This is a genomic window from Coprococcus sp. AM97-35, from assembly GCF_027697525.1.
GTDB classification, from domain to species: Bacteria; Bacillota; Clostridia; order Lachnospirales; family Lachnospiraceae; genus Allocoprococcus; species Allocoprococcus comes.
In genome coordinates, this window is the sequence record NZ_JAQESL010000003.1 from 264402 (window position 1) to 276885 (window position 12484).

Consider the following 12484-nt stretch of genomic DNA (forward strand, 5'->3'; position numbering starts at 1 on the left):
GACCTGACAAATTGAATTTTCTATGATATTTCAGAGAATTCCTCTCCCTCCATTCTTTCATAATCACACTTTTCCGGGGATATTGGATGGTAGACCGATGCTTTCAGGTATTTTCCTTCAGAAGCAATTCCATGATTTCCACCTAGGGAGTCCAAATACTGCTCTTTTCCTTTGGTAGCCGAGATATAGATGTATCTACTCTCTTTTTGAAACCATCCACTTGGAATGTTCCCAAAGTAATCACGACTGATCAACAATGAGATGTTGAGTCTTCCTGCTTTTTCCTTTACCATACGAAAAAGAAGCTTAAACATCTCCTGTTCCAATCTGTCTGAAATCCCTTTTACATAGGCTTTTTCCAAAAACAGAACCAGTTGCTCTGGTTTCTCTTTCTTTCCCGTATCCTTTGTAAAATCTACAAATTGAAATTCTTTGTTCTCCCTTTCCATTTTTTCTTCAGATGCTTTTGTAAGCCGAAGGATTGCCCTAAGGACAATCTTACCTTGATAAGAAATATATATAATTTTCTTATTACTGTCAAAGCAGGATAGCAGACACTTTCGATACATTCCTGTCTTGTAACTCAAACAGGTTTTATCCGGCAGCTCCCCAATCTGCATCACCGGAAGAAAACGGTCTTCTTCCCAGATCTTCCATTCCTTTCTCTGAAGTTGCAGATTTTCTGCCCACAGTTTCATCTGTTTTTCTGAAATCGGAAAAGCAAGTTCCTTTTCCAGATCTGCATCATGGTATTTTAAGTCTTTAAATTTCCCCATAAGCTCTGCGACCAACAATCTACGCAACATTTCTGTCTGTCCGGTATCTCCTTTATAAAATTCATACAAAATTTCAGAACCGCCTTGTTCCAGAAATGTCTGGATATTTGCTTCATGCTCTCTGATAAACGAATCGGAGAAAGCAAAAGTGCTCTTCATCCATTCCCAGTGAGGATCATTTTTTAATAGTTCAGCATAGGCAGACTGAAAATTTGGGTATCCACTTAATTTTTCTTTATTTGCTATCAAATACCGCAGTTGGAAACCATTTTTCACTTCTGGAAGAAAACGTACAACTTCTTCCCAGGAAAGAAACAAATCTAGTATATCCATCCCTACTAGGCCGGAAATATTTCCCAATTCTTCTTTCACCCACTTAGATAATGGTTTGTGGGATAAAAAAGCCGCAACTCTTTCCAGCGTTTCTTCGCTGGTTACCTTGTCCAAGAGTCTCTTTTTCACCACTTCCTGCATAACTCTCAACCGATCGTCTACCCTTCTATAATTTAGTTTGTGGTACAAACGGATATACTCTCTGTCAGGACAGACAGCAAATAATTTTATTTCCGCAAAAGTATACTCTTTTTGTAGCATATCTGTCTTTTCTATAGCAGAACATTCCTTTATTTTTCTGCATTCCTTTAAATTTTGAAAATTTAATGTATTTAGATTGACATACTCCTCATAAAATGCTTTTTGAAATAAAATAGAATTCCATGGAAGTTCAAGAAACAGTTCTGTATTTTCTTCATACAACTTCAAAAAGTGTTTTTTCTGATGTTTGACTGCATAAAGAAGTACTGACTCCTGATAATATTTCAATCGGTCCACCGCTTTTATGGCATACCGGTAAACCTCCTGTATATACCCTGCTCTTGTATAGAAATTCCCTTGCGAAATCCATCCTTGTCTTACAAATCTGTTTAAATCAAACAATAACTGTTCATTCTCCAGCCACCTTGTCAAAAAACAAGATCGTATGCCTTTATGTAAACGAGGTATGATTTCTCTTAATAGAGGATAAAGTTCTTCTGCATTTTTTATAATCTGTCTGTATGCCTCTTTACTTAGCATCGGCAATTGAAACTTTGACAAATACTTCAAAAGTTCTAATACCTTCCCTTTCCCTAAATCCTGAAAGAAATTCTCCTCTGCAATCGCTATTCCTAAAAATTCTCCTGTAAAAATGGGTTCTTTTAAAACCATTCTTTCTGAAGGAGTTAAATTTTGTAGCTTTTTATCACAATATGTTTCGAGAAACTCCAGATTTCCATTTAATGTACTGCACTCTTTTTCGGACAAATGGCTGGAAAAATAATATTGGAGATATACAGCTACGTATCTGTCCGAAATTGCTTCTGTTTTCAAAGCTGCTTCCAATTCCTCATAGGAACGGTCAAATAGTTTTTCATCGGCACTGCCGATAAACATTTCTATTCTATAGGCTGAAATTCCTGCTTCCAGTAGACTTATAATCTTTGAAAGAATTTTCGGATAGGCAACCAATTTCTTTCCATACTCGATAGGAAGCTGTTTTAATATTCTTCTCTTTTCGTCTGTATCAATTTCTTTTGTAAAAGGAAGGAGCTGCTGATTTGAAAATCCTAAAATCTCCTGCCAGCCAAGTCCTTCCAACCCCTTAATAATTTCCATGTGTTCCTTCACCGTCGTAAGCATCTTCTACCTCCGTTTTTATCAACCACTCTTTTATAGTTGCAATCTCTATCCCTTCTTTTTTCCCTAAGTTTAATAGCAGTTTTAAATATTCCCAAATTGCTGCTTTTGGTAATTTCCACCCCACTTTTTCTAAATATTTTTTTAGGAACTGAACCGTTGCTTTTATATAGGCTTCTTTTTGATAAGAATAGAAAAGTGAATCGATTTTCCAAAAAATCTCTTCTGCTGTTTTCTCCTGCTGCAGTTTCCAAAAATGCTGGTATGCTTCTTTTGTCTGCTTTTCCAGTTCAGCCACTTTTTTCTGTTTTGCGGCTTCTTCCTGTTCTTTATAAAACTTCTCCCGTTCCTCTTTCTCCATGTATAGCATTCTAAATTTCTTACTTCCAGCTTCTTCTATCCCAAGCTCCATTAGTTTTTTCCAAAATTCCTGTGCCTGTTCTTTCGGAAGCCAAATAAGATTTTCCTCTTTTTCCAAGACTTTTAAAAGAAAAGCAAAATATTTTTGTGGCTGAAACCGATAAACAGATTCTTCTATCCAGAAAAACAACTGCAGGACCTGGTTTGGTTGCAAATGAAGTTTCAAAAAATTCATCTTATCATATTCTCGTCTGTAATAAAATTCCTGAATTCCGACACTCTTCCATAAGAAATTTCGTTTTTCTTCTTTTCTGATTTCTTCCATGGATCGGTTATCCAAAAGAAGTTTTGCAGTCTGAAATTTTAAATCCGTATCCAAATCTTCGATATAGGAAAGAATATAGCCATACTTCTTTTTTTCCGGTTCTTCCCATTCAGAAATCGCTTTTCCTTCTCCCTTTGTAAGCAATTCTTTTATAATCTGTCGGGGATCTAAGAAATTCTTTTCTGCAAATGTTTCAAAAATTTTATGATTTTGATAGTTCTCTTCTTGCAGCATCTGTTGAATATAATCTACATCTGTCAATTCCTGATAAATCTTCAGATACTCCTGAAGTTCCTGTTCCGTAAAAGACTGATTATATAAAGTCTCCCGTATTTTTTTATCAAAATCCTTTTTCCCCAACAGAGAAAAGATTTTCTTTGCCTGTGTTTTACATGATGGAATAAAAAACCAGCTAGGATTTGCCTGTCGCTCTCCTGCATAAGTATGAAGCAGTGCATATATCTTGGAATTTTTAACAGTTACCTGACATTTCATGGCGCCTAAAATCCCATCATATCCGCCGATTTTGATTTCATAAGAACGATGCTTTTGTATTAGTTCCCTGCAAAGCTGATAAAGCTCCTCCGAATATTCCTTTTCCTGGTTACATATAAAAATGCAAAAACTTTCTGAAGCACGCTCCCATGTTATCTGGCTTACTGTTTCTAACTTGTCTTCCTTTGCAGCCTGCAGCATCCGCAGGTTTAAATAAAAAATTTCTTCTTTTTGGTAACCTGCCTTTCGCATCTGTTGAAATAGCTCTGAACGTTCTTTTACGTGGGTATGCTGCATCTTCACCAAAAGTTTTAATCTCGAAAATATCTGTTTTCTTTCTTTTTTAATTTCCTTTTCATAAGTTCTGAAAAACCAGATATACATTTCAGCATTTTGGAAGATATTTACTGCTCTTTCATTTTCAAAGAAAGAGCATACATTTTCTTTTAGCATTTCCCAGATTTCTTTTTTCCCTTTGAATAAAAACAGGATACACATACATTCTGCAAGTTCTTTGTATGAATAACTTTTAATCCGTTCATAATAAAACTTTTGTTTCTTTTCAGACGGAGTTAAAAAACACATAGCTCCTGCCAGATAAATATCGGTTTTCGCTTCTCGTTCTATCCGTTTCAGAAAGTTTTCATATTGTGTTCCCACATACATTTGTGCTTCATGAAAATCAGACATAGTTACAAGGGCAAATGCCAGTGCCCTGCGGATTTGAACAGTATCCCCTATCTTTTCTTCATACCTCTCCAGCATCTCACCCGGATACTGAAAGGTATAAGCGTCTTCCTCCTTTTGTTCTTTCCCTATTGGAAGAAAACGTTTATCTGCCTCTTCTTTTTCAAAATACCGTATCTTATCATTCTTTGTTGAGGTAAGGAAAATGATATGCTTCATAGTCTGAAAACTGTTTGCATCTATTTTTTCTTTTAATATATCCATTTGTTCTCCTTTCTGGAAAGGGCTGTCTTGCACAGCCCTTTATTTCTTTCTTTTGTGGTTAATCTGTTATGTAATTACAGTCCCGAACAATTGGGATTTTACCTTTACGAATTCCATCAAAGGCTGCTCGATACCCACTTTTTTCGGGTTCTGTAAAATTCACTTCCCATTCTTTAATCACCTCTTCTAATGCGAGTTTTTTCGGGTTTAAAATCACAAGGCCATGCAAAATTCCAGATACAATCCTTTGATATTCTTCTGCATATTCCCTAGAATCCAAATCGGTATCTGCATACCAGCAATCCAACTTTCGGATCATTTGCAGACTTTTCCATGGTGGCAGCTGCATCGGATAGTAAAATCTTGATGTTTTGGAATCGCTCTCATATTCTTCTGAAAGCCAGATAACCGTTCCCTTTGAAAAGATGGGAGGCAGATAACCATTCTTGGAATATTCCTCCATTATTCCAAGAATATCCTCCCAAGTAACTTGACGGAAGGAATAAGGTTCCTGGGTATCTGCTAAATAATAATCGTCATCTGATAAAGAAATTTCTCCTCTTTTTATCCCAGAAATTCTTCCATCTCCATCTTTTAAAATCTCCGTTACAACATCATTTGGATAGAAAAAGTCCATACCTCTGGCAATCTTTTCTGCATCTTCTGTCCTTCCCTGTTCTGCCAGTCTGCTTTCATGTTCTTTTATTCCTTCAATGATCCTCCACCATTCCTCTTTGGAACTTTTCAAACCGTTTTCTTTGCTGCTGTCTTCTGGAATTTCTTCCGAATCGGCAGCTACCAGCTCACAATTCTCCTGATCGAGTACATCACTGTTTTCGATATAATTCATTTCTCCTAATGGAATTTCATCTAAATGGTCCTTCGCGTATTCCAGTGCCTCCGGGAAGGTTTTTATTGCTTCTGGCAGCAATAATTCTCCATGATAATAAGCATTACAGAGAATGGAGCAGGAAAGTTTTTGTGGGATATTCTTTTTATCCTTGCAAAATTCAATCGTCCAAATCAGGTTTTCAGGTATATGCTCCATTTCTGGCAAATACATACTGCATGTCTCCTCCTGAAATTCCCACTGAGTTGCTTTCCCAAAATCAATCCAGCTTCCTTTTCCATGATTTGCACAACTGATCTCATGCTCCGGCTGTCCGGATATGACAGAATAAAATCCATTACTTTGTACCACGTTAGGTATTCTCTTCTGTCCTAAAAATTTTTCCTGTCGGTGTGCTCTGATAATAAATTCTCTTTTCTCTTGTATAACCCGTTTTAATTGTGCTAAATTTTTAATTTCCATCCTGTTTCCTCCTTACGCTGCATTTTTCATCTGTTTTTTCTCTACCGGCAATAATTCCGGATAAGTCTGTCTGGATAGTCCCAAACGTTTTACATAAGTCTGCATTTCCTGCGAACTGGAAAAAAGTTTTGCCTTCCCAAGTTCCGGGACAAACTGCTTTCCATTCCAAAACAACTCCTGTTCTTCTTCACTTTCAATAGATACCAGTACCCAAGCACGGTAGCAAATCTGCGGATCCATCCCCGTATACCAAAGATGTTTTTGAGCAAATATCTCAGCTTCTCTTAAGCTTTGAAAGAAAGCGGCTTTCCAAATTTTTGCGGTTACAATACGTTTGTTTCTGATTTCCTGAAAATACTGGTCTTTTCCCAGACGGATTGCATACCCTGTACGCCAGAAATCCTCAATCCATTCTTTTTTCTGCTCCATAATTCCTCCAATCAAAAAAGAGACCTGAAAAAGTCCCTTGTCCTGTTTCTCTATCCCATGTATTCTAAAAGTTTCTTTACAATCTGATGCGGAAGCTGTTCCAGATTCTCCGCATTGATACAGGCATTCCCGTAAATATTTTGAATATCCTCCTGATCCCTTCCAATCGCTGCCACAAACAAAGTAATCTGTTTCTGCTTCAGCTGCCTTTGTACCTTCTGTAAATCTTCCTTTGCTACTTTTCCGCCATAGCCTTGTGCATTTGGAAGTCCATCACAGAAAAAAATCAGGATTTTCATCTTTTCCTTTCTTTTTACCATTTTTTCTGCCATGTAAAGAAGGGCCGCCCCATCTCTGTTGGCTCCGCCTGTCTCCATATCCAAAATCCGGTACTTGCCTTCCTCTTTCTCACCAAACTCTAAATAGGAATGCAAACACACAATTTCCTCTCGTTTCCTTCCTATATGCTCTCTCCCTGTGCAGTGTCCGTTCACACATACCGGTATCCCAAATACCTGTGCAAATTCCACCACACAAAGGGCTGTCAGCACAGAGGTTTCCCACCGTTTGCTGTCAATGGAACCAGACTGGTCCAATAAAAATCCAATCGCTGTATCCATGTTTTGAGAAGGGATTTTGGTCTGAAAAATTCTTTTTTCAGGATTCCAAAGATGTGCCATATCCAATCTTTTTCCTATATACTGGTAGCGCAAAATATGGGTTTTCTTCCTTTTTAAAACCGGTAGTAAATCCTGCTTCATTTTCATTAAAGTATGTTTTATCTGCGGTTGAAAAATTCTATATTTTTGATATGCGGTTTGTGAAATGACTTCTTTTCGGAAAACACGCTTTTTAATTTCCCGGTTCACAGGTGTAAACTCCGTATTTTCTAAAATCTCTTTCAAACGCTCCCGCATCCATTCCTCATATCCCTTTTCCCTTGCTTCTCTTTTTAATTCCAGACAAATATTGTGCAGTTCTCTTCCAATATCAATTGTCTTTACAGTTTCTTGCTCCAATTCAGAAAGCAAAGGCTCTGTCTTTCCTTCTGTCAGCCTTTCCTTCTCTTTTACTACACTTTCTCTTTCTATTTGAATGGATTGCATTTCTTCTGAAAAAGTACGTTTCAGTTCTCCTCCATTCCAAAGAACATCCGAAGCTTCCTTTCGCTCCATGCGGATTTCCCTGCAGAAAGGTTCTTCCGAGTATTGTGGCAGATCTTTTTTCCACTCATCAAAAGCCTGTTTCAATACGCTCTCTTTGTTTTCTCCTGTCGATTTTATTTTTCTTTCCATACCTTCCGCTTCTTCTAAAAGCAAAGGCCACAACTTCAATAAAATCTGGTTTGTTGCAAGATACCTTGTGCTTTCCCCCATATCAACAGTCGTTTTCAAAAGAACCGGAATACAGTTTCTAAGCAGTTCCATATATTCTGCAACTTCTCCGTCCCATGTGTTGACCTTATGGGTAAACATATATTGCACCAACAGAAGTAACATAATCTTCAGCTTTGATTTCTTCTGTACAATCTGGCTTTTCAGACTAGAAATCTGCTCCATATTCCTTTTACGGTTCTGCAAAATCCCCTGCCGGATACTTCCTGGAAACCTTCTGCACATCTGTTCTTCGATAAAGGCATCTTCCAGATATCCATGCAGCCTTCCGGCTGTTTGCAGATAGAGTCCTAATAGAACCGCATCTTTCTTTTGAAAACCCTCTTTCATACTTTGTAAAAATCCAGTTTCTCGCTCCGTCTCCGGCAGCGGCCAGGCTGGATATAAAATCCCACTTGCAATTCCATCTATATATTTCCGTCTCAGATAGATACTGCTGTAATTCTGATGTCCGCATTCATGTCCTTCCACGCCTATCAGGCTTTTGCTTCTCAAATCCAAAGTCGGAAAACTTTGTGTAAGCATATTCATGGTATTGATATAAATATATCGCCCCTCAAAATAACCGGCCCTGTGATCCGTTGCATCGGAATAAAACCGGATCTGTGCATCATGCTTATCTGTAATTTCTTTTCCAATCCGTTGCACTAACCTTAAAAACTGAGGAGAAGAAAATACTTCCATATCCCGCAGCAAGCGCTTCTCTGTCTGCCTGCTATTTCCTATTTCTTTACTTCTCATACAGATCCCTTCCCTTGCTCTACATAAATCTCCATACATACCTGCCGGAGCATATCCCTATCTTCTTCATCGGATGCAAGCTTGGATAATACCGTATCTTCTGCAGCCTTTACAAGATTTTGGGTGCGCATATATTCATATACCCAGTTTTCATATTCCCGGTAGCCGCAAAGTCCGGCTTTTCCAAATTCTTCTTTTACGACTGTATCCAGTCGTTTCATTACCTTTGCCATCTGTTTTAGGACTTCCATATCCTTGCAGCCTGTACGAAACATGGCACGTTCTACCAACTGTTGCTCTGTTAAATCCTTCCGATGCTGCACTTTGTTCATTCTGGATACCACGGAAAAATCAAATTCCCTATTTGCAACATAATTCAGATTGGTAGTGATGATGATAATTGCATTTGGATGTCGTTCTACGACTTCCCCGTACAGAAGGTCCAGTTTCCTGGAGTCATCTAATAACCGGTTAAGTTTTCCAAGTGTCCCCGGCTCTACAATAAGGGAAGCCTCCATAATTTCAATCACCGAAGGCATTCGGCAGCCTTTTATGATTTCCGATTCCTGCATTACAAAATCCCCTTCATTTTTTGCTTTCTGGTAACCGGACTGATACACTGCGTCTAACAGTTCCCTAAAGGCTTCGCTTTTGGTAATCCCTTCTTTTCTTGTATGGGCTACTTCTTCTAATACCTGCATCGGATCTGTAACAAATTCCTGTAAAGAAGGAAACTTCATGCTATCTTCGGTCTTTTTCCTGGAATTTGGATAAATCCCTGCCACCAGTGTACTTTCATCTGTTTCCGGTCCACAGTTTAAAGCAAAATAAGGAACACCTAAAATCTGGGCAATCATCTGTGCGTCTGTTGTCTTTCCTGTTCCTGCATTTCCGGTGATCATAAATTTTCGGAAAGGGGACTCTACAATTGCAGAAAGGATATCCTGCGCATATTCCCCGACTTTCATATCCTCTGGAAGCCGTGGAATACGGTCTTGATAATCTTTAGAAACCTGCCAGTGCTGTCTGTAAATTTTCTGTAATTCTTTTAACGTCCATTCTCTTACTTTCTTCGTTTCTCCAAAAATCTGAAATGTACCTTTTATCGCATCGTTTGGTGCATACAGTTCACTTTCGATTGCAAGTGTGGAAAGTTGTTCCATACCATTCTTTCCAAGCTGGCTTTTCTCCAACGGAATTCCTTCATTGCTGAAATCCTGTACATTTTCGACTCTCCGGTACAGGTTATCACAACAAAGAAAAGCTGCTTTTAATGCAAGTTTTGCATTTTTCCATCCTTCTTTCATCTGCTGCATGAATAAAACAAAATTCTGAGCAAACTCCAGGTTATATAATGCTTCTTTCTTTTCCAGACTGACATAAATAAGCATTGCCAGAACTTCCTCTCCGTCACTGACGTTTCTTTCAACAAAATCCAGAGCTTTATATGTTTGTTTTTCTGTTTTACAGACACCACGTATCTTTGCACTGATCGGATTATAAACCAATGCGTAGCGTCGTTTTCCTTTTACATATTCCATGCAATAGAAATTCAACAAATCATAATTTCCTTTTTGAAACCCAAGAGCTCCTTCTGTTTGTTTCAAATAAATCCCTGCAATATTGAGCATTGCCCTCAATGTAGGGGGATGCAGTGTTGCCTGTCTTCCCTGATTATACTGGGAAAGACATTCCACCATGGTAGTGGTTTTTCGTAATCCTTCTTTTTGTAAAAACCTGCTGAATGGTTCCGGCATTTCTTCCTGAAATGTCCATGTGTCAAATAATTTTATCTCTGCCATTTTCTCTCCTTTCTGTCTGCAATTTTTAGGTATGTTCCTCCTTCCTACACGCAAAAAAAGACAAGGTATTTGTCTTTCTATACCTTGTCTTAAACTTATTCCTATATTTTATTGCAGACTATGCCAAAGTAACTCTTCTGCTGCCATGCAGAATAAAAATTCATTGCACAAATTTGCTTGTACATAAATGAATACAACTTTATCCTAACATCATATTACATTACTGTCAATATTAATTATATTTCGATAATACCAACATTATTTTCCAATATATTATAAATATGTTATCAAATATCTGTAGTACTATAGGAAAATAGAGCAATTTACTGCCTTTACAATTACTAACATTTCTATAAACTATAATTTGGGGATTGAGGATATTATTTTCATTTAGTATATTTATTTCTATGATTTTTTCTATTGATCAAAGCCTCTCTGAATGTTTGAAATTCAAAGCCACCATTTTTTTCAAATTCTATTCTTTCAGGATGCATTTCAGGATATTCATGTAAAATACTTTGATTCATTTTATACATTTTTTCTTGATGAACATTTACTAAATTGTCCATATTTTCCTCTGCATTAACAATCTCCTCTTCTATAAATCTTAAATAGCTTGATATCGCCAATTCTTGCATATTAGATAAGCAAATCGAAACTGATGGTAACGTTAGAATTCCCCAATAATTCATTATCTTGGTTAAATATTCATCTACATATTTATTTCCATTATCAGAAGATAGGCTAATAGCCATTCCTATTTTTCCTATTAAAGGCATTGTATGTGACCATGATGCAAAATTATCCAAAAATAACTTTGTATAAGCTGAAACATTATGTAGATATACTGGAGAAATAATAATTATGATATCCGACTTCATAATCTCATCCTTCACAACCTTTTTTTCTGAGTTCATTTCATATGATATAACCTCTTTCCAATTGCTCATAAAATCAAATTGAGTATTATCCATACTTCTCAAAAAAACTTTATTAATTTTTTTATTAGAATTTAGATGCGATTCTAAATTGTGAACAAGTTTTGATGACTTCGAATTTTCATCTAATTTATTCCCATAAAAAATAAAGACATTCATATTCTAAACCTCCATTCATTCTAAAAAATCACCTTGACTTTTATAAATTTCTTTATATGTATAATTACTTTTAACCAGTTCTTTATGTTTGCCTATTCCTTCGATTTTACCATTATTCATCACATATATGCGATCTGCGTCTATAATAGTAGATAATCTGTGCGATATGACAATAACAGTTATTTTACTATTCTTCAAATTTTCAAAAATTTGTTTTTCATTTAATGCATCTATTGCACTTGTAGCCTCATCTAAAATTAATAAACTTGGTCTTTTTACAATAGCTCTAGCCAACGCTAGCCTCTGGCACTGCCCCCCTGAAAAGTTTTCTCCATTATTGCTAATCACAGTGTTTAATCCCAAAGGTAAGTCCTTAATTGTATCTGCTAAATTAACAAACTTTAACGCTTTCCATATCTCACTTTCACTTAAATCATCCTTTTCAAGTATTAAATTTTCTCTTATCGTTTTATTAAATATAATTGCATTTTGTGTTACAACAGAAATTTCTCTTTGGAAAAATAAGTCTGAAATATCCTTCATTGTTTGTGAATTTATTGTTATCTCTCCAGTGTATGAAGTATATAACCCATTTAACAACTTTATAAGTGTAGATTTTCCGCTGCCTGAGGCTCCTACAATAGCCACCTTTTCTCCTTTATTAATTTGCAAATTTACCTTCTGTATAACTTCCTCCATATTGTCATTATATCTAAATGATAAGTCAAATGTATTCATTGATGTAAAACTACCAATATCATTAACCCCTGTATTTAACTGTTCTTTTTCATCAAATAAATCGTTTAAATACAATAATGATGGCTTCATTAAAAAAATTGATGAAAGCTCCGTAAAAAATAGTGTAGCATAGGATAATATCATACCGAGTATAGAATATATATAAAATATTTCTCCAATACTAACTTCTGTAAATTTCAAAATATATAAAATGACGAAAACAGGTGTAAACAACGAATATGCATTTACAAGAACATTAAAAAAATATATTTTTTTCTTATTTTTGGCATTTTTCAAATTCAAAATTTCAAAATTATTTGTAAAATATTGCCCGAAATAACTGATTAATCGCAAACTCTTAATTTGAAATATTGTACTAATAATCTCTGT

At 36.3% G+C, this 12484-nt stretch carries 8 protein-coding genes; all 8 read right to left on the reverse strand.

The features are described 5' to 3' along the window. Positions 1-20 precede the first annotated feature (20 nt). Complete coding sequence (locus tag PG840_RS04795) at positions 21-2429, reverse strand: hypothetical protein (protein WP_173900199.1); 2409 nt, start codon at positions 2427-2429, stop codon at positions 21-23. Continuing rightward, positions 2416-4581 (reverse strand): hypothetical protein, encoded by a 2166-nt coding sequence (locus tag PG840_RS04800; protein WP_151165570.1) that lies wholly within the window; start codon positions 4579-4581, stop codon positions 2416-2418. Before PG840_RS04800 ends, PG840_RS04795 begins: the two co-directional genes overlap by 14 nt. Positions 4582-4639: 58 nt before the next feature. After that, positions 4640-5893 (reverse strand): hypothetical protein, encoded by a 1254-nt coding sequence (locus PG840_RS04805; protein ID WP_173867473.1) that lies wholly within the window; start codon positions 5891-5893, stop codon positions 4640-4642. Between the two features lie 12 nt (positions 5894-5905). Continuing rightward, entirely contained in the window at positions 5906-6322 is a 417-nt protein-coding gene (locus tag PG840_RS04810) for a hypothetical protein (RefSeq protein ID WP_021740616.1), read from the reverse strand. Positions 6323-6372: 50 nt separating this feature from the next. Further along, positions 6373-8457 carry a VWA domain-containing protein gene (locus PG840_RS04815; RefSeq protein ID WP_173867472.1) on the reverse strand — a complete coding sequence of 695 codons (2085 nt, stop codon included), beginning with the start codon at positions 8455-8457 and terminating at the stop codon, positions 6373-6375. Continuing rightward, complete coding sequence (locus tag PG840_RS04820) at positions 8454-10259, reverse strand: AAA family ATPase (RefSeq protein WP_173867471.1); 1806 nt, start codon at positions 10257-10259, stop codon at positions 8454-8456. The genes PG840_RS04815 and PG840_RS04820 overlap by 4 nt, the downstream gene beginning before the upstream one ends. Before the next feature lie 386 nt (positions 10260-10645). Then, positions 10646-11356, reverse strand: a complete 711-nt coding sequence (locus tag PG840_RS04825) for an NAD(P)H-dependent oxidoreductase (RefSeq protein ID WP_173867470.1) — start codon at positions 11354-11356, stop codon at positions 10646-10648. Positions 11357-11371: 15 nt separating this feature from the next. Further along, positions 11372-12484, reverse strand: a 1113-nt coding sequence (locus PG840_RS04830) for an ATP-binding cassette domain-containing protein (protein ID WP_270613388.1), incomplete at its 5' end; no start/stop codon positions are given.